This is a genomic window from Pedobacter glucosidilyticus DSM 23534 (genome assembly GCF_000425145.1).
Lineage (GTDB): Bacteria > Bacteroidota > Bacteroidia > Sphingobacteriales > Sphingobacteriaceae > Pseudopedobacter > Pseudopedobacter glucosidilyticus.
On sequence record NZ_AULF01000015.1, the window covers coordinates 84,541 to 106,474 of the forward strand.

General features: G+C 33.1%; 9 protein-coding genes. 8 read left to right on the top strand and 1 reads right to left on the bottom strand.

Annotated elements, in window-relative coordinates; all coding sequences use genetic code 11:
• Positions 1 to 198: 198 nt before the first annotated feature.
• Positions 199 to 4,377: a hybrid sensor histidine kinase/response regulator transcription factor gene (locus H510_RS0106525; protein ID WP_162143061.1), complete on the top strand. Its 4,179-nt coding sequence runs from the start codon at positions 199 to 201 to the stop codon at positions 4,375 to 4,377.
• Here H510_RS0106525 and H510_RS0106530 read toward each other — a convergent pair.
• A complete protein-coding gene (locus H510_RS0106530) occupies positions 4,374 to 5,930 on the bottom strand; it encodes a right-handed parallel beta-helix repeat-containing protein (RefSeq protein ID WP_026903587.1) in 1,557 nt (518 codons plus the stop codon). The genes H510_RS0106525 and H510_RS0106530 overlap by 4 nt on opposite strands.
• 472 nt (positions 5,931 to 6,402) lie before the next feature.
• Between H510_RS0106530 and H510_RS0106535 the strand changes: the two genes are divergently transcribed.
• The 7 genes from H510_RS0106535 (at position 6,403) to H510_RS18400 (ending at position 21,917) form a co-directional block, all read left to right on the top strand.
• A complete protein-coding gene (locus H510_RS0106535) occupies positions 6,403 to 9,483 on the top strand; it encodes a SusC/RagA family TonB-linked outer membrane protein (protein WP_026903588.1) in 3,081 nt (1,026 codons plus the stop codon).
• 4 nt (positions 9,484 to 9,487) lie between these two features.
• On the top strand, positions 9,488 to 10,999 hold the full coding sequence (locus H510_RS0106540) for a RagB/SusD family nutrient uptake outer membrane protein (RefSeq protein ID WP_026903589.1): 1,512 nt from the start codon (positions 9,488 to 9,490) through the stop codon (positions 10,997 to 10,999).
• 11 nt (positions 11,000 to 11,010) lie between these two features.
• Entirely contained in the window at positions 11,011 to 12,528 is a 1,518-nt protein-coding gene (locus H510_RS0106545; protein ID WP_026903590.1) for a CBM96 family carbohydrate-binding protein, read from the top strand.
• Positions 12,529 to 12,627: 99 nt separating this feature from the next.
• Complete coding sequence (locus H510_RS0106550) at positions 12,628 to 15,174, top strand: T9SS type A sorting domain-containing protein (protein ID WP_026903591.1); 2,547 nt, start codon at positions 12,628 to 12,630, stop codon at positions 15,172 to 15,174.
• 2 nt (positions 15,175 to 15,176) lie between these two features.
• Positions 15,177 to 16,613, top strand: a complete 1,437-nt coding sequence (locus H510_RS0106555; protein WP_036692154.1) for a hypothetical protein — start codon at positions 15,177 to 15,179, stop codon at positions 16,611 to 16,613.
• Positions 16,603 to 19,299 (top strand): glycoside hydrolase family 2, encoded by a 2,697-nt coding sequence (locus tag H510_RS0106560; protein ID WP_036692155.1) that lies wholly within the window; start codon positions 16,603 to 16,605, stop codon positions 19,297 to 19,299. The genes H510_RS0106555 and H510_RS0106560 overlap by 11 nt, the downstream gene beginning before the upstream one ends.
• Before the next feature lie 11 nt (positions 19,300 to 19,310).
• Positions 19,311 to 21,917: a glycoside hydrolase family 3 protein gene (locus tag H510_RS18400; protein WP_051291090.1), complete on the top strand. Its 2,607-nt coding sequence runs from the start codon at positions 19,311 to 19,313 to the stop codon at positions 21,915 to 21,917.
• The last annotated feature ends 17 nt before the right edge of the window (positions 21,918 to 21,934 follow it).

Here is a 21,934-nt window from a genome sequence, read left to right on the forward strand (position 1 = left end):
TTTTGTGAGGTTTTAAATTTATCTCCTTATTAAAAATAAGATTTATCATAATAAAAAGATATTGCTTTTGTTTCCTATTCTAATTTAAATATTTAAATTAAGCTAATTAACCAATTTTAGGCTTAACCCTCAAACGTCTTAAGAATAAAAATATCTAAAATTGAATTTTTGATGTCTTATCATTTTAGTGTAACTCTCTTGAAAAAACTACAGTCTTGCAATGCTTTATTTAAGATGTTGTACTGCTTAATTTTATTTAATTTCCTATATTCTATTTCTTTATATGCTCAGCATGAAGAACCTATTTTTAAGCATTTAACTATTAACGAAGGTTTATCTCAGAATACTGTTTTTAGTGTTTATCAAGATGCTAGTGGCTTTATTTGGATAGGTACAGAAGATGGATTAAATAGATTTGATGGGTATGAATTTAAAGTTTTTAAGAATGATCCGGCAGATCGTAAAAGTTTAATTAATAACCAAGTAAACGTTATTTTAGAAGATAAAAATCATCGTTTAATTATAGGTTCTGCTGGTGGTTTATCTATTTATAATCGTGATACAGAAGATTTTGAAAATATTAGTATTCCATCTTCAAATAGTAAAAATTTACAACTGATAAATTATATAACCGCAATTGTAGAAGCTGAAAATAACAAATTGTGGTTAGCAACTTTTGATGGATTAAAATTATTAAACTTAAAAACTAAGCAATTAGAAAATAACCTGATAACCCAAAAAACAGATAAATATAAGATACAAACTTTATTGAGAGATCAAGATGGTATACTTTGGATAAGCTTAAAACAAACGCTTCTATGTTATCATAGCAAGAAGCAAAGTGTGGTAGCTATACCTTCTTCTCTTCAAGAGAAACTAAAAAGTTTTCCTGGAGATATAAGGGTTATTAAGCAAGATAAGAAAGGGAATATTTGGCTAGGTTCAGAACAAGCTGGTTTATTTGTTTATGATATAACCACAAAAATTTGTAGAAACTACTCCCACAACCCTGCTGATAGTAAAAGCTTACCTATAAATGTGGTGAGAGATATTTTCTTTTATGATGATTATAAAGTTTGGATAGCTACCAGAAAAGGACTTTGTATTTTTTATTTAGATACACAACAATTTTATACCTATACCCACAATAAATATAATCCAGAGAGTTTATCTCATCGTTCTGTATTAAAGATTATGCGGGATAAAGCGGGTAGTATATGGATAGGAACTTTTGCTGGAGGTGTAAATGTTTACAATCCTTCAAGCACTAATTTCTTAAAGATTGGTGAGCAATTAGGGAATACTCGCGGCTTAAATAACCCGGTAGTTAGTGCTATATTAACCGAAGAAAATGATGGTTTATGGATTGGGACAGAAGGCGGAGGAATTAATTATCTGAATAAATCAAAAGAAGAATTTAGCGTTTTTAGTCTTAAAAGAAATAGCTTAGAATTATCAGAAAACTTGATAAAATCTTTATCAAAAGATGAAAAAGGTAACCTTTGGGTAGGTGCTTTTGATGGCTTATATTACTTTAATACTACATCCAAAAGTTTTAATCCGATTAGTATAAATCCTGAAAAAGTTTCAGGAAGAAGTCAGGTTTACAGTGTTTTGGCTGATAATGGTGGGGTATGGTTAGGTACAAACGGCGGTGGCCTATTATATTATCATCCTGTTAAGGGTTTAAAGGTTTTTGTGAATAACATTTCTAACGTTAATAGTATTAGCGGAAATCATATTAGTTCTATTATAAAAGATAGGAAAGGTAATTTATGGATAGGTACTTTACAAGGTGTTAATTATTATGATAAAGCAAGTGGAAAGTTTAGCAGGTATGTAAGTCAGCCTCAACAAATACAAGGATTAAATAACAACAATATCACCAGTTTATTTATAGATAGTAAAGGCCGTTTATGGATTGCAACCAGAGGAGGAGGGTTGAATGTTTTTGATAGCTCAAATAAAAAATTTGGCTCGTTTACAGAAAAAGATGGCTTAGCTAATAATGTAATTAGAGCAATAAATGAAGATAAACAAGGCAGACTTTGGATAAGTAGTAATAAAGGAATTAACGTGATTAGCTTTAGCAAGCAGCGTATTCCTAAGATCGAATCTATAAAACATTATACCATTACAGATGGCTTACAGAGTAATCAATTCCTGTCTGGTTCTACGGCAAAAACACGACAGGGCGAACTTATTTTTGGTGGTATTGATGGATTAACAATTTTTAATCCCGAAAAATTGATTCAAAATAAACATATTCCTCATATTGCCTTTACGGATTTTTATATTGATAATAAACCTATAAATATTAAAGATGAAGGTGCTCCCATAAAAGAACATATTAACGTATTAAGAGAAATAACCTTACCCTTCGAGCAATCAAACATCACCATAAAATTTGCTGCTTTAAATTTTGTAAACCCCAGTAAAAATAAATATAAATATAGGTTAGAAGGTTTTTCTAATGATGATTGGCAAGAAATAGGTAACCAGCGTACAGTAAGTTTTACTAATTTAAATGCAGGTACTTATACCTTTATGGTTATAGCTTCTAACAATGATGATGTTTGGAATGTAAAACCAGCAACAATAAAAATTAAGATATTGCCTCCATGGTATAAAACATGGTGGGCATATTTAATTTATCTTACAGTTTTTTCAAGCTTATTATACTCTTTTTATTATTTCTCTTACAAAACTATTAGGCTTAAAAACGAACTTGATTTTGAGCAAATGAGTCACGAAAAAGATCAGGAGCTGGCCCAAAGAAAGTTATCTTTTTTTACACATATCTCTCATGAAATTAAAACGCCTTTAACTTTAATTTTATCACCTATAGAGAAAATGCTTTCTTCTGATAGCTTAGACAATAAAGTTCAAAATCAGCTACAAATTATACAACGTAATGGCGAAAGGCTGATGCGAATAACCAACCAGATTCTTGATTATAGAAAATTTGATGCTGGAAGTATGAATTTGCAAGTATCTGAAGGTAATATAGTTAAGTTTCTGAATGAAGTTATAGCAGCTTTTCAATCTTATGCACTTAGTAAGGATATTACCTTAAAGCTTATTACAAACAAAAACAGCATTAAACTTTGGTTTGATAAAGATAAAATGGAGAAAATCATTTTCAACTTGATTTCTAATGCGTTAAAGTTTACCAATAAAGGCGGTTATGTTCATGTTATTATAGATGATGAGTCTTTAAAAGATGAAAATAAACTTGTTGTTGTTGTTGAGGATAATGGAATAGGTATATCTGCTGATAATATCCATAAAATTTTTAATCAATTTCAATATTTCAATACACAAGGGAAAAATCAAGAAGGAACAGGTTTAGGCTTATCTTTCTCTAAAGAATTGGTAGAACTTCATCACGGAAGGATAGAGGTTGAAAGTAAAGCTGCTTTCTTAGATGAATGCGGTTTAACACAATTTAAAATACAACTTCCTTTAGGTAAAGATCACTTTAATGATGAGGATATTGTTAAAGATTATAATAATAGCGAAGATATTAATGCCTATGAGTTTGAGGAAAATACAGTCATCAAAAATAAAATTAAAGAACGAAGAGAAATAGTTTTAAAAGCAACGAGTAAAGAAAAGCTGATTTTACTGTTGATAGAAGATAACGAAGAAGTGATGAACTTTATGAGTAATCATTTTAACGATGATTTTAATGTTTATAAAGCGGAAGACGGTGAAAAAGGTTGGATACTTGCTACACAACTCATCCCTGATATTATTATAAGTGATGTGATGATGCCAAACATGATTGGGACAGAACTTTGTGTGAAGTTGAAATCTGATGTGAGAACAAGCCATATCCCGGTGATTTTACTTACTGCCAGAGAACCACTTCTATACAAAATAGAAGGTCTTGAAACTGGTGCTGATGATTATATCACCAAACCTTTTAATTTGAAATACTTAGAAATGAGGATATGGAATTTACTAGAATCTAGAATAAAGCTTAAAGAGAGATATATCAAAAAGGTAGATATGCAACCGTCACAATTGGCTATTACCTCACCTGATGAAAAGTTTTTAGAAAAGGCTATTAAATTTATTGAAGAGAATATTGCCGAACCTACGCTTAGTGTAGAAGAGTTAAGCAAAGTAGTTGGTATGAGTAAAACTACTCTTTATCGTAAGTTAAAAGCGCTTACTAACCAAAATACTAATGAATTTATTAGGAGCGTAAGGTTAAATATTGCTGCCCAAATGCTGGCACAAAAGAAGTTTAATGTAAACGAGGTTGCCTACCATACAGGTTTCAGCAACCTCGATTATTTTAGGAAATGTTTTAAAGAGCAATTTGGCGTAAATCCTAAAGATTATACTTCCAGAATGATAGAAAATTAATCTGCAAAAGCACCCATGAAATTATAATTCACGATGGTTTTGCCAGCAAAATCTTTTAGACCTTCATCTGGTAGCCAATAATTTTGTTGCTCTATATTCTTTACTCGGATACCTTTGTTTAGCAACGGACTGTTTCCATCTAACTTAAAATTACTAGTGTTATTGATACCTGCATTTATGGTAAGTGGGGCAATAATTAAAGGGTTGTTGATTATAGGATTAGCCTCTGTTAAATCAGTTATATGATATCCCCAATACGCATTATTATTAAAAAGTGCTGTTCTGCCTCCAGATTTTACCACTAGTTTACCGTTCCCAGCATTGTGAAAAATATTATTGTAAAATCTGGCACTTTCTAAGGCTTCATCAGCAATTACAGGGCTGCTACCTTCTGCAAGTATAATGGTGTTATTATGGAATATACCAGAACCTCTAGGATTTGTCCAAACAGGAAAATCAAAAATGTGGTTACCTTTTTTTCCATCATTTACACTGATGTTATATCTTACAATAGCTTCGCTAGATGAGCCATAAATCAACATGAAACCACCTTCATTGTTATAACTATAATTGTACTGAACGATGGTTCTATAACTATCTAAATCAGCATCAAAAGCTTGCCCATCCATACTGCCTCTGGTATTATAAACCTCATTGTATTCAAATAAAGCTTCATCAGTACTTCTACACCATAAAGCAACGCCATGGTCTACCAAGTTTTCCGGAGCATTGTGGTTTTCATAAGCTATGTTGTGTGATATAACCGGACGATAAGCATAACGTACAATAACACCATCACCAGCACAATGATGAATTTTATTATTCCTGATAATCAAATTCGTGATGGGTCTATTACCTCGAGTAGCTTTTTTTGCATCAGTTAAATTCGTGAAAATACCAACTCGGTTAATATTACCTATTTCATTATTTTCAATTAAGATATTGTCTATTTTAGTATCAGGGCCACCAATAATACCTATACCTCCGGTGTTTTTACCTTTCATTTCAAAAGAATAATCCCCCATAATATCATGTATGTAATTATTAGTGATATGGAAATGCTTTTTCTCTCCTGGTTGTAAGGCTTGTATTAAAATACCTGTTCTATTTCCAATAACGTTGGTTTTATTACTTATTTCAAGATTGTTTATTTTCCAATAATCAACATTATCTAATAATATTACTTGGTTTACTTTTCCATTTCCCATGATATGAGGCTTTGCACCTTCTCCATAGGAAGATAAAACAACAGGAGCGTTTTCAACTCCAGACCCTTTTAGAACAAGTCTGCTTTCCCAAACAGAACCGCTTTTAAGTAAAATAGAATCTCCGGGCTTGTAGGTTCTTATATTAACATTGTATAATGTTTTCCAAGGACTGTTTTTAGACCGACCATTGTTTTTATCATCGCCGTTAAGGGCATCTACATAGTAGTTGGTGTTACCATTAGCTGGCAATTCTTCAACTATTTGTTGCTTAGCTGTCTTACTACATGCAGCACCAACAAATAAATTAAACAGTAAAAGATAGGATAGGGTGAGTGAATTTCTCATGTTCATAATTGATTTAAATTGGTTTATTAAATGTGTTGTACACTTAAAAGAATTAATACTGCAAGCTATATCAATTAGAAAGATATTAACCCCTTCAAATCATGCATATCTACCTCTTAAATCTTTTAGCTTTTTTTAGAATCATGGACTTTAATCTCTCAAAACAAAGGTTTTTAAAACTCTGAAAGATTTGTATGGCTAATGTGTAAGATTAGTATTGGAAAGAAAATGAAGAGCCATAATACATTTGTTTTAGCTGAGTGCTAAAAGAAATTATGGAAAAGAATCAAATAAAATTATTGTTAGTAGCTGCATCATTAATTCTTGTTATGTTTCTTTTCTTTCATTTAATAGTATAAGCTAAACCAATTTATTAAACCACAGTCTTAATTCTTTTTTGATTTAGGATTGATTTAATGATATTGAACTAAGAGCATCTTAATCTCTTTACTAACCAATTTAAATTAATGATATGAAACAATTTTATCAAAACTACGGAATACCCCGTTTTTTAGGAGTTTTTGTTTTCATGTGTTTGCTCTGTACAAATGCATTTTCACAAACTAAAATTCCTATTAAAGGTATTGTTACTGATGTTAAAGGAGAACCCCTGCCAGGTGTTGCAGTAAAGGTAAAAAATATAAATAGCACCGTTTTAACAGATATTGATGGTAGTTATAATATCAATATAACAACAGATAATGCAACCTTAATATTTTCTTATTTAGGGTTTGAAACCCAAGAAAAAGTAGTTGGTAATCAAAGAAATATCAATATACAATTAAAAGAGTCTTTTAAAGATTTGGATGAAGTTGTAGTTATTGGTTATGGTACACAAACAAAAAGAGAGCTAACCGGCTCGGTTAGTTCTATCAAGGCAGATCAAATAGATCAGTTTGCTGGTGGTTCTATCAATACTAGTTTACAAGGAAGAATAGCTGGCTTACAAATTACCTCCAATTCTGGCGAGCCTGGTGCGGGTGCTAATATAACTTTAAGAGGTGTTTCTTCTATTAACGGAGCTAGTCAACCTTTATACATTATTGATGGAGTTGCAGTTAATAATGATGCTTTTGAATCATTAAACGATGGAGCTTCTTTTAGTCCTTTAAATGATATTAACCCGGCAGATATAGAATCTATAGAGGTTCTACGTGATGCTGGTACAGCCTCTATTTATGGGGCAAGAGCATCTAATGGCGTTATCATCATCACTACCAAAAAAGGTGCTGCAGGCAAGCCAGTTATGAACTTTGCTTATAACAGTGGTTTGGTAAGTATATCCAGAAAAATTGGAAATCTTAATGCTGCTCAATTTAGAGAAGCAAATTACGATGCTAATTTTAATGCAACCGGAGTACCTCCTAATAGGGTGCCTTTGTATGATTCTTTACATCCATACTTTAGAAATTCATTTAATTGGCAAGACATCATGTACCGCGAAACTTATCAGCAAAAGCTAGATTTTAGCGTTAGTGGTAGCTCAAAAGAGAAAAACGTTGACTACTACATAAGTGCAGGTTTTAGAGATTTAGCACCCATAGTTGTAGAAACTAAATACAACCAAATTTTTGGTAATGCTAAAGTAAATTACAAAATCAGTAATGCTATAAAAGGTTCTACAACTTTTAATCTTTCTAATTATGGGTATAATAGACAGGATAATAGCATTATCTCAAGGTATTTAACTACCATGCCTGTTTATGCTCCTTACGACCCTATAACAGGTAATATTATTCCTTTATTTGAGGCTTCTAAAACCAACCCTTTAGCACAAGCACAATTTGTTACCAATGATATTAAACGTTGGAGATTAATTGGAAAGCAAGAAGTTGGTGCTAATATTACTAAAGCATTAGAATTTAAAAGTAGTATAGCCTTAGATTTTAGTAATACAGAGGCATTTTATTACTCGCCCCCAATTTTGGCAACTAACTCTTCAGGCAGATCTGTTTTTAGTGATTACCGTCCCGAGCTAAGAACCATGTTTGAAAATGTTAATACTTTATCTTATAGCACTAAAATTAAAAAAGACCATAGCTTAAGTTTATTATTAGGGCAGTCTTATCAAATATTTAATTCCAATGCTACTTTCGTAAGAGGTATCGGAAATATTGATAATCAAATAACTTCTATTAGTGGTTCTGCTAGTATAGCAAACTTTAGCCAAAGCGAGCAGCAAAACGTATTACTTTCTTATTTTACTAGGGCTAATTATAATTATAAAGGAAAGTATTTATTCTCCTTTATCATGCGTAGAGATGGTTCTTCAAGGTTTGGCGAGCGCTATCAAAATGCTTATTTTCCTTCTTTATCTGGTGGATGGAGATTTTCTCAAGAATCTTTCATGAAGAACTATAAATGGCTTTATGATGGAAAAATTAGAGCTAGTTATGGTATCACTGGAAATCAAAGTATTGGTAATTATGCTTCTCAAGGAGCTATTACAAGAGCAGGTTCTTATTTAGGTGAACTTTCTTTGGTTGCTGATGCTTTGGGTAATAATGATTTAAGATGGGAAACCACAAAGCAGTTTGACTTAGGGGTTGATTTATCTTTCCTTAAAGGAAGATTAAATCTTACAGCCGATTATTATACCAAAAACAGCGACGATTTACTATTTAACGTACAAATACCTTCACAAACAGGTTACAGCATTATTCCTTTCAACTTTGGAAGCTTAAGTAATCAAGGTTTTGAGTTAAGTGTTGATGGAATTATCATAGACAAAGCCTTTAGGTGGTCTTCTTCATTTACCTTGGGTACTAATAGAAATAGGGTAACATCTTTACCTGGTGGAGAAGATTACCGTCCAAATCCTTTTAGTTTAGCAAGAGTTGGCGAAGCAGTTGGTGTTTTCTACGGATTTAGAGCTTTAGGTATTTATGCTAGGGATGAAGATAATGTTTATATAGATGCAAATGGTGTTTCTTCGCAATACAGAAGAGGCTCTGCTAATGGTGATATTTACAAAGGTGGGGATGTAATTTATGAAGACATCAACGACGATGGAATTATAGATATCAATGATTTACAAATTATTGGTAACCCAACACCTAGAGCATTTGGCGGTTTGCAAAATACTTTTGCTTACAAACGTTTTACATTTAGTGTATTTGTAAATTATGTTTTTGGTAATCAAATCTTCAACCAATTAAATAGAAATCAGGATAGTAACCAATTTGACCCTAACTATTCTGATAAACAATTAAGAAGATGGAGACAGCAAGGAGATGTAACCGATATACCAAGATTGGTTAAAGGAGACCCGATGCAAAGCTATGCTATCAGTAGCAGATTTGTTGAAGATGGTTCTTTTATCAGATTCCAAAATGTGGCATTATCTTATAGTTTACCTGCAAAAACAATCAGCAAATTGGGTTTAACCAATGCTAATATTGGTATAAACGTACAAAATCTTTTAACCCTAGGAAGCTATACTGGTTACGACCCCGAGGTAAGTTCTGGCGCTAATCCATTAGGCTTTGGTATTGATAATGGTGCTTTCCCAAAAACTCGTTCTTATAACCTATCCTTAAACGTTAAATTTTAATTATATGAAAACTAAAATTCAACATATTCTCATAGCAATCAGCTTTTTAGTTGTATTTGCCTCTTGTAACTCGGTTTTAGATAAAGATCCACTTACAGAATATACTTATGATAATTTTTGGAACGAGCCCGCACAAGCTAGTGCAGCTTTAAGTGGTGCATATTTCCGATTGCAATCTACCTTAAATACAGAGTTTATCAGTTATGGTGAAGCCAGAGCTGATATTTTAGAGGTTACCAGACCTGATAATGTAACTACTCTAGCATTACAAAATAACACCCTCAACCCTGATTTAGGTTTAACCGATTGGACAAATTTCTATCGTGTTATAGGTCAAGCTAACCTCATCATCAAAAATGTTCAAGAAATGAGGGCTAAAGGTTTGTATGTAAATCAAGATGCTGAGTATAACAGAGTTTTAGGTCAAGCACTTGGTTTAAGAGCACTTTGCTATTTGTATATGGTTAAAGTTTGGGGAGCAGTACCATTAATTACAGAACCTGTTATAAGTAATGGTGATATTAATGCATTTAAAACCCCTCGTACCGATAGTATACAGGTTTACAATCAAATAGTAGCGGATTTGTTAAGAGCACAACCTTTGTTACCTGTATCTTATAGCGATGCTAGAAAAACCAGAGCAACTTTAACCAGAGGTGGAATTGATGCTATATTAACTGATTATTACATGTGGCGAAATGATTTAGATAGCGCTTTAGTTACATCAGCAAGAATTTTAGGTAACTCCCAATACAGATTAGCTAATTTATATGACCCTGCTATAGATTATCTGGCAAGACCACAGGTTGATATTGATAATACAGAATACGCCAAAATGTTTATTGATGGTTTCGGTCCTGAGTCTATCTTTGAAATGGCCTTTAGCTTTGATGAAGGTACCACATCAGGGTTAATTTCTTTATTTGGAGGTGGACCGGGTTTAGCTCAGTATTTTGCCAAATCAGAATTTGCATCAAAATTTCTCCCGACTGATTTAAGAGTGTTTGCTAATTTTAAATCTGATGTTCAGATATTTAAAATGTTCCCCAAAGGAACCTTTGATAGGGTTACTGCTAATGATAAAAATGTTATCCTTTACCGTTTAGCAGATATAATGTTGATGAGAGCTGAAGCTTTAACATTAAAAGGAGATAGAAATGGTGCTTGGGCCTTACTAGGAAAGGTGAGAGAGCGTGTTTTTGGCATAGCTTCTTCAACCAACAATTATAATAATGATATTACAGGACCTACAGGTTTAGATGCAAAAGCAGCGTTTTTAGCGTTAAGTGTACAAGAAGCTCATGATGTAATTCTAGAAGAAAGACAAAAAGAACTATGTTTTGAAGGTAAAAGATGGTTTGATTTGGTAAGAACTGGCAGGGTATTTACTACCAAAGTAACCGTTAATAATACAGAACGCCCCCTTGTAGTTAACGCAGAGAATATATTATTCCCTATCAACCTTAATATCATTAGACAAAACCCTTTAATAGAGCAAAATAATTTCTATAAATAAATCAGGAAAATATGAAAGCATTAATAAAATCAATGGTTTGTTTGCTGATAGTAGCTATCGGCTTAACTTCCTGTGAAAAATTTTCTGTCCTTAAAAGTGTTGATATTGACCATCAGCCAGCCGGACAAAATCTATTAAATAAAACCATTTGGGAATTTTTATCTGAAAATAACTTTCATGAAAATGATTCTACAAACGTTGGTTTATTTGGAAGAGCTATAGAACATGCTGGCTTAAAAGATTTATTAAATCAGCAAGATGCAAGCTTGACAGTAATTATACCCACAAATAATACTTTAAGATCATTTTTAACAGGATTGGGTTATGCTACAGTTACAGATGTGCCTCCCGTTGTACTAAAAAATTTATTGTTAAATCTTATTACAGATACAAAAGTGCGTTCTTTTGATTTAGAAGCAGGTAAAAACACAGCTTTTGTAAGTTTAAGTAATGATAGCTTATACTTTAGCAGAACGGTTACTGTATCAAACGAATATGTTTTAACAGTTAATTCTCCAACAACTTCAAATTCAATAAGTACATCAGTTAGAACTCAAAATCTAGAGTTTAAGAATGGTGCGGGGCATGTTGTCAATAACTTTACCCATTATATTGGTGCAGTTAATCCTCCTGATAGTATTAATACTAATTTAGTTGATTTTTTAAGTGATACCATTTATGTATCAAAAGATACTTACAACCAAAACGGAAGTACCGCAAATAAAAATAGAAACCACGGTACTTTACTAGAAACCATTACAAAATTAGTAAACGCCACAGGTAACAACGCCAATTTTGCTAGAAGGATATTAACGCAGTTCCCTGTAAGACAACCTAGATTTAATGATAGAATTGGTACAGTTAAATTAGAAATGTATTTTCATAATATTACCGGACCAGCAAATTTAAATTTCTATGAAGACCAAAATGTAGATTTTAATGAGCTAACCGTAAATTGGAATAATATGCCTGTGTATGGAGCCTCTCCAATAGCAAGTATAAATGTCACTACAGCTTTAAGAAATACTTGGCAAAATGTTGATATTTCACCCGTTTACATTTCTGCGTTAGCGAATGGAAAAACCTTCATGAATATTGGTGCATCTATTTCTGCCGACCAAACCATTGGCTTTAGAACAAAAGAGTTTGATGGTGGTCGTTTCAGAGCTAGGATTATTCTAAACAGTCCTCCTGTAACCATTATTAGCCCTGTTAATAATAATCCTTTAGATGTTGAGCTATCAAAAAAAGTTAAAGCTTTAACTTTAAACGAGTTACAATTTACAGGTACTGCTAATAAAAATATAACTTTTACCATTACTAGTTTACCTCAAAATGGTTTTATCGTTATCAATGGTTTACCTGCTAACGTAAATTCATCTTTTACACAAGAGCAAATAACCAGAGGAGTTGTTAAATATCTATATGCAGGCACTACAGCAGGTACAGATTCTTTTGCTGTAGAAGCTAAAGACTTTCAAGGTGGTATTTATAATGACATCGTTAATCTAGCTATTAATATCAGATAGTAAAATCTAAATACAATGTAGGCCCTATCTTATTTCAAGATAGGATAGGGCTTTATTGCTCAAAATAAACCAATTCTTAAATCATTTTAAAGGCATTTTATGAAATACAATTACTTAAAAAAACTATTTGTTGGCTCGCTTTTTTTAGCCTCAACAAATGTAGTGTTTGGCCAAGCTACGGTTACTCATCCAACTGCAGTAAGCGTTGCGGGTGGCTATTCTCAAAATTTTGATAATATGGGAACAACCTATCCCGCAGGTTGGTATGGATGGAATGTTGAAGAATCTGCTCCAGGTGGTTCGGTAAATCCACGTATTAAAGAGCCTAGAGTAAATATAAATACCATATTGAATGGAACTGCCGCTTCAACGGGTAACAATGTTTACAACTTTGCAGGAAAAATAGGTTTTAAAAGTGGAAACTCATCAGATAATACCATTATGGTAGCATTAAATACAGCTGGTGTTACTCAAAGAGTAAGGGTTAAGTTTGATGCCATGGTTATACGTAACGTTTATAACGGTACTACCTTAAATTTGGTTACATCGTTAGTTTTACAATATCGTATTGGTACTAGCGGAGAGTTTACCAATGTAAATAATACGGTAAGAAATGGTACAACTGCACAAACATCAGGTACAAACGGCCAGAGTTTACAAAACTTTACCTTCATATTGCCAGAAGAATGCAGTAATGTTCCTGTTTTACAGTTAAGATGGATTTTAAGATATATTTCTGGCGATAATAATCCAGCAAGTTCAAACGATAGACCTAGCTACGCTATAGATAATTTTATTGTAGATACAGCCCCAGCGCCTCCAACATTTACAGGTTATACCATCTCTAATAAAAATATAACTGCCCAAAATGGTAATACTTATGCTACTAATGTTGTAAGTGGCGTTACTCGTGTTGAGGCTTTAACACCTTACAGAGCTTCGCTGGCTGATGATAAAGGTACAGGTACAGGATATTTTAGCACCTATAAAGACCCAGTTACTGGCGTGTGGCATTTTTTAGACCCTGATGGGCATTTATTTTACATGATGGGCGTAAACGTTGTACTTAAAGGTGGCGGTGTAGAACCTGTAAATCAACTAACTAGTATTTATGCTAACACCATAGGAAATTTCTCTGATGAAACTATTAATAATAAAATTCCATGGACATCTAGGTTAAACTTTGCTTTAAATTACAGAGGTGTAGACACCAGAACAAGAACACTTTATGATAATTCTATTATTCCTGTTTTTGATGCTGCCTTTTTAACGTATTGTAGAAATAGAGCTGCCGCCGAAATTACTACTGCAGAAATAACAAATAAATTCTTGGTAGGTTATTTTTCTGATAATGAAGTGCCTTTAGCCAATGCTTTTACAGGGCCTAGTTTAATAGAAAAATGGCTTGATGTTTCTTTTTACGGCGGTCAGGCTGCTGCTGATACTGATCCAAATTATATAGCCGCTGTAAACTGGATGAAAAGTAGACATGGTGGTAATTTAGTGGCTCCTAACAATGCCGATAAGCAAGAATGGCCGGGGGTTGTAGCTGCTAAATATTATGAAGTTTGTAATACGGCTATTAAAGAAAGAGACCCTAACCATTTGTTTTTGGGTAGTCGTTTACATCAGGATTTGCAAAACCCTTTCTTATTTCAAAGTGCCGCTTTACATTGCGATGTAGTTTCTGTTAATAATTATAACGTTTGGACAGAAGCAGAATTAAACGCTAGATATGATGTTTGGGCAGCCAACTCAAATAAACCTTTCTTAATTGGTGAGTTTTACGCTCAAGCTGCCGATGCTGGTTTGCCTAACAGTTTAGGTGCTGGTTTTAGAGTTTTAACACAACAAGACAGAGCCGATTATTTTGAAAATTTTACCCTGACTACTTTGAAGAATAAATCGAGTGTTGGATTTCAATATTTCGAATATAAAGACACTCCTTTAGATCCGGCAGATCCAACAAAAGGTGATAATAAAGGCTTATTAGATGTAGAATATAGGTGGTGGGAGCCTATGCGTCAGTCTTTTACAGAAATTGGACAAGACGTATATCGTTTAAGAGAATATCTATTAACACAAACATTACCTGTAGAACTTCAGGATTTTAAAGTTATTAAAAATGCTAATCAAGTAGATGTTAGCTGGGCTACATCTTCCGAAAGAATTAACGATTATTTTGAAATTCAGCATGCTACTACAGCTAATAATTTTACAACTATAGCTAAAGTAAAAGGCAACGGTACCACAAATGCTGCTCATACTTATTCTTTCAAACACATCAATCCGGCAATAGGTACTAACTATTATAAGTTACTACAGTATGATTACGATGGTAAGTTTACAGAGAAAGGTGTCAAATCTGTTAATTTTAGCTTAAATTCATCAGATAATACCAGTTTAATGATATATCCTAACCCATCAACAGATGTTATCAATGTTAATTTATCTGAGTTTGAAGGTAAAACAACAACTTTAATGATAACTGATATGCTAGGTAGGCTTGTATATCAAGAACAATTTGATATTTTAAATAATACCGTTAAATCTTTATCCTTAAAAAGTAAATTAGGGCAAGGCACTTACCTTATACAAGCAAGCACACAAGGTTTAACAAAATCATCAAAAATTCAACTTCAATAATAATGACTAAAGCAACTGCACTTTTCTACGCTCTTATTTTAATAGCTGTTTCTATAAATACTTATGCACAGCAAAGTGGCAACTATAAGCCCGAATATGTAGATGCTAAAACCAGAAGTGCAAATGCATCAGGAAGTTCTAAATACTCAGATTGGAAACTTTATGAAACAAGGTTAATTGATAATATGACGGATTTTGTACCGCTAACAAAGTCCGACTTAAATAAGTACGGTAGCCAAAAGGAATACAAACTTAAGGCTACCGGCTTTTTTAGAACAGAAAAAGTTAAAGACAGATGGTGGATAGTAGACGCAGAAGGTTATTTGGGTACTAATGTTAGTGTTAATGCTATAAGCCCTGGCGCATCTATAAGAAATAAAGAAGCTTTTAACCATTTATTTAAAAATGAAGATTTATGGATGAAAAATACCACACAAGAACTTCAAAAAATGGGTTTTAATTCTTCTGGTTCTTGGTCTAGAAATGATTTAATCATCAAAAATAATAAAACAGAAAAGCCCTTTGTTTATAGTTTAAATTTAAGCTTTATGGCCTCTTATGGAAAAAAAAGAGGTGGTACTTTTGTCGTTCCTGGGCATACAGGTTTCTTAGGGAATGCCATTTTTGTATTCGACCCCGATTTTGAAAAATATTGTGATGAGCAGGCTCAAAAATTAGTTGCTTATAAAGATGATCCAAACTTATTTGGATATTTTACTGACAATGAATTGCCATTTAACCTTAAAAATTTAGATGGCTATTTAAGTATAAAAAATCCTCAGGATTATGGCTACCAAGCTGCTAAAAAATGGCTTACTGATAAAGGTATTGAACAAGCTGATATTACTGATGAACACAGAAAAGCTTTTTTAGCTTATGTTGGGGATAGATATTTCTCTATCGTTTCTAAAGCCATCAAAAAGTATGATGCTAACCACATGATTATTGGAAGTAGGTTTTACTCTGGCGAGAAAAATATACCAGAATTTATGAAAGCCGTTGGGAAATACTTAGATATCGTATCTATCAACTATTATGGCGTATGGACACCAACCAAATCTTTTATGGCTAAATGGACAGAATGGTCTGGCAAGCCGTTCATCATCACAGAGTTTTATACAAAAGGTATGGATTCTGGCTTGCCAAACATTTCTGGTGCAGGCTGGCAAGTGAAAACTCAAGAAGATAGGGGCAAAGCTTATCAAAACTTTTGCTTAGGATTATTAGAGTCTAAAAATTGTGTAGGTTGGCACTGGTTTAAGTATCAGGATAACGACCCTGAAGATAAAAATGCCGAACCATCTAATAGAGATGCTAATAAAGGGATTTTTGATAATGATTATAAAGCCTACCAAGCTTTGGTTCATAAAATGCAACAACTTAACATCAATCGCTATAAATTAATTTCCTATTTCGATTCCATAAATCATGAACATTAAAAATTCATCTACTTTACTATTATTTGTTTTTCTATTATTTTCTTTTTCTGTAAATGCCCAAGTAAGAGAAAGTTTCTCTATAAATACTAATTGGCAGTTTACTAAAGGAACTACACAAAATAATACACAAGGCAGTTGGGAAACGGTATCTATTCCTCATAGCTGGAATAAATTTGATGTCATGGATGATGAACCCGGCTATTACCGTGGTTTAGGAACATATAAGAAGACGATATACATTCCTACAAACTGGAAAAATAAGACTGTCTATGTACATTTTGAAGGTTCAGCACAGCTTACAACCGTGTTTTTAAACGGAAAGCTTGTTGGAAAACATACTGGTAGTTACAATGCCTTTAATTTTAACATTAGCCCATTTCTTGTTTTTAATGAAGATGGTGCTAATACAGTTCAAGAATTAGTTATTCAGGTGGATAATACTTACCATCCTGATATTCCTCCTTTAACGGCAGATTTTACTTTTTTTGGTGGTTTATACCGCGATGTTTATTTAAAAGCGGTAGATAAAGTTCATTTTGATATGGATAACTACGCCTCTTCTGGTGTTTTTATCACTACGCCTAAAGTATCAGCTTCAGAGGCATCGGTAAATATCAAAGGTGCTTTTATCAATCGTAGTAATGCCCCTAAAGCTTTGGTCATTAGTCATAAATTGGTTAACGCTCAAGGCGGTATTATTAAAGAAATTAAACAAACACTTCAAGCAAAAGCTCAAGAAAAAATAAGTTTAAACCAAAATATGATTGGCCTTAAAAATCCTCAATTATGGTCTCCAGAATCTCCATACCTATACCGTCTTATATCTTCTATAACAGATATTAAAACTAATATCGTTTTAGATGAAATTTCTAATCCTTTAGGTTTCAGATGGTTTAGTTTTGATGCTAAAAATGGCTTTTTCTTAAATGGTAAACCTTTAAAGTTGATGGGGGCTAGTCGTCATCAAGATTTTAAAGATATGGCCCATGCTTTAACAGATGAAATGCATCTAAGAGATGTAGTTTTATTAAAAGAAATGGGTGGTAATTTCTTAAGAATAGCACATTATCCACAAGACCCTGCTATTTTAGAAGCTTGCGATAGGTTAGGTATTTTAGCCTCTGTTGAAACGCCTATCGTAAACCAAATTACCGAGTCTGATGCTTTTGCAGATAATGCTAAAACGATGCATTTAGAGATGATAAGGCAGCATTACAATCATCCTAGCTTAATTATTTGGGCTTATATGAATGAGGTACTTTTACGCTTGCCTTCTCATGAGAAAAATTCAGCAGAGCAAATCGCTTACTTTAATAAAATAACAAAACTAGCAGAGGAGCTAGAAAATATTACTAGGAGGGAAGACGCTTTTCGTTATACGATGATTCCAAATCATGGTAATTTTGATTTATATCAACAAGTTAAGTTAACCAAAATTCCTATGCTAGTAGGCTGGAATTTATACCAAGGTTGGTACTCTGGCAAATTAGATGGCTTTGCAGATTTTTTAGACAAGCATCATCGAGAATTGCCTGATAAACCTTTGTTAATAACCGAATATGGGGCTGATGCCGACCCACGTTTACATAGTCTTAATCCTGTTCGTTTCGATAAATCAATGGAGTATACCAATCTGTATCATCAAGCTTATTTAAAGGCTATGATAGACAGACCTTTCGTAGCAGCAGGGATGATTTGGAATTTGGCTGATTTTAATTCGGAAACAAGGACTGAATCTATGCCGCATATCAACAATAAAGGTATCATGACTTGGGACAGAATACCAAAAGACGGATACAGGTTTTATCAAGCTAATTTATTAAAGAAACCATATCTGCAAATAGGCTCTAAAGAATGGAATTTAAGGGCTGGTTTTGCTGTTTCTAACTCAAATATAACTTCTAATCAGACTGTATTAGTATTTAGTAATCAACCTTATATAACTTTAAAGCATAATGGTAAATTTATAGCAGAGGCTAAATCAGTTTTGGGTATTGCCACTTTTGAAGTACCTTTTGTAAATGGCGAGAATACTCTCATCGCTTCAGCAAAAATTAACGGTTTTGAAGAAATAACAGATCAATTAGTTATAAATTTTAAACTGTTAACAGACGATTTAGCCAATACAGTTATTCCCTTTGAAAATATAAATATTAGTTTAGGAGATTATAGATACTTTAACGATAATTTAAGTAGACAAATTTGGATACCAGAACAAGTTTACAAACCCGGTAGTTGGGGTTATATTGGAGGTAAAGTTTTTTCTATAGAAAACAGTCAAAGACAAAGCTACGGTACCGATAAAAATATCCTGAATACAGATTTAGATCCTATTTATGCAACACAAAGAATAGGTATTGAGCAGTTTAAATTTGATGTTCCTGCCGGAGATTACGAATTGATATTACATTTTGCCGAGCTACTTTCTGATGAAAAAAAGGAAGATTTAATTTATAACTTAGGTAACCAAAACCAGCAAGATAAATTTACAGAGAGGGTATTTGCTGTTGTTGTAAATGATAACCAAACTTTACAGCTAAGTAATAAAGAATTTTTAACGCCAGAAACTGCTTTCTCAACCAAATTAAGTGTGAGTACAAAAGCTAATGAAGGTATAACAATTTCCTTTCAAGCTAATAAAGCAGAACCTATTTTAAATGCCATCCAACTTAAAAGAATCAGATAAGATTAAGTGTTATGAAATTAAAGAAATATTTGATAATTGTTTGTTTTTTAACTTTTTCTATCCTTAGTCAGGCTCAAACTTATAAATTTCAAGATGACCGTTTAACTGCCGAAGAGCGCTCTCAAAATTTAGTAAGTTTATTAAGCTTAGAAGAGAAAGTAGCTCAAATGTTAAATGCTGCACCTGCAATTCCAAGATTAGGCATTCCGGCATATGACTGGTGGAATGAGGTTTTGCATGGCGTAGCTCGTACACCATATCATTCTACTGTTTTCCCCCAGGCAATTGCTATGGCAGCCACCTTTAATCCTGATGCTTTAAATAAAATGGCAGATTATGCCGCTTTAGAAGGTAGGGCTATCTATAATGAAGCCATTAAAACCGGAAAATCGGGACAGCGTTATGTGGGTTTAACTTATTGGACACCCAATATAAATATTTTTAGAGACCCACGTTGGGGCCGTGGGCAAGAAACATATGGCGAAGACCCTTACTTAACAGGAACTTTAGGAAAAGCATTTGTGAAAGGTCTGCAGGGTGATGACCCTAAGTATTTAAAAGCGGCAGCCTGTGCTAAACATTATGCTGTTCATAGTGGTCCAGAGCCATCCAGACATGTTTTTAATGTTTCTCCTAGCATGTATGATTTATGGGATACTTATTTACCTGCATTTAAAGATTTAGTTGTTGATGCTAAAGTTGCTGGTGTAATGTGTGCTTACAATGCATTTAAAGGTCAACCTTGTTGTGCTAGTGATGATTTGATGACCGATATTTTAAGAAATCAATGGCAATTTAAAGGTTATGTAACCTCAGATTGCTGGGCTATTGATGATTTTTATAAAAACCATAAAACACATCCAGATGCCGCCAGTGCAGCAGCAGACGCTGTAATACATGGTACTGATATTGATTGTGGAACAGCCGCTTACAAAGCATTGGTAGATGCTGTTAAACAAGGTAAAATATCAGAAAAACAAATAGATATCTCCGTACAAAGGTTATTTACCATACGTTTTAGATTAGGGATGTTTGATGATATTGCTAAAGTAAAATATGCTCAAACACCAAAATCTATTTTAGAAAGTCAAGCACATCAGGCTCATGCCTTAAAAATGGCAAGAGAATCAATGGTACTTTTAAAAAATCAAAACCAAACCTTACCATTAAATAAAAACTTAAAGAAAATTGTTGTTTTAGGTCCCAATGCTGATAATGCCATTGCTGTACTTGGTAATTATAATGGTATACCGTCTACAACCATTACAGCATTAAAGGGTATTCAAGATAAAGTAGGAGCCCAAACAAAAGTGATATATGAACAAGCTGTTAACTTTACCAATGATACCTTGTTAAATTATATGAATCTTGATGATTGTTTCTCATACGATGGTAAGCAAGGTTTTAAGGCTGAATATTTTGATAACCAGAATCTAAGTGGTAATCCAATTTTTGTGAGAAATGAAAAATCAATACAAAACTTTTGGCAAGAGGGGCAAATAGTAGTTAATAATCTAAAAGCTTATCATTTTACAGCCCGTTATACTACAGATTATAAAGCACATGAAACCGGCGAAATAACCTTTGAACTGGAGGGGGATGATGGTTATAAATTTTACATCAATGGTAAAGAAGTTTTAAACGCATGGACAAGAAACAGGTGGGGTGCAAAAACATTTAAACTAGCTATAGAAAAAGATAAAGTTTATCGTTTGGTGGTAGAATATCAGCAAACAGAAGGAAAAGCATCTATTCAGTTAAGAACCGGAACACGTTATAAGCAAGATTTTGAGGCTTTAGCTAAAAAACATCAAGATGCTGAGGCTTTTATTTTTGTAGGAGGTATTTCTCCACAATTAGAAGGCGAAGAAATGCCTGTGAATTATCCGGGCTTTAACGGTGGCGATAGAACTTCTATTTTGTTGCCTCAGGTTCAAACAGATTTGATGAAAGCCTTAAAGAAAACACAAAAACCCATTGTTTTTGTGATGATGACTGGCAGCGCTATTGCTACTCCTTGGGAAGCAGCTCATGTACCAGCTATCATCAATGCGTGGTATGCTGGCCAATCTGCAGGCACCGCTATTGCTGATGTTATTTTTGGCGATTATAATCCATCAGGTAAATTGCCTTTAACTTTTTATGCCTCTGATAAAGATTTACCAGATTTTGAGGACTATAACATGGCTAACAGAACTTACAAATATTTTAAAGGTAAAGCACTTTTTCCTTTTGGTTATGGTTTAAGCTATACCAATTTTAATTATACTTGGGACAACAAGCCCTCACAAAACGTTTATAAAGAAAACGAGACTATAAATGCAGCTGTAAATATTAAAAATATAGGTAACAAAGACGGAGATGAGGTGCTACAAGTTTATATCAAATATCCGCAAAACAATAAGTTGTTGCCTTTAAAAGAATTAAGGTATTATAAAAGATTATCCATAAACCAAAAACAATCAGCCAATACTAAAATAAATATCCCTATCAACGATTTAAAAAAATGGGACGATACTAAACAAGCTTTAACTTTGGTATCAGGAAAATATGGCTTATTTATTGGTTCTCATTCAGAAGACGCTAAACTAAATTTTGAATTCGTTGTTCAAAACTAAAACTTGCGTTATTTGTG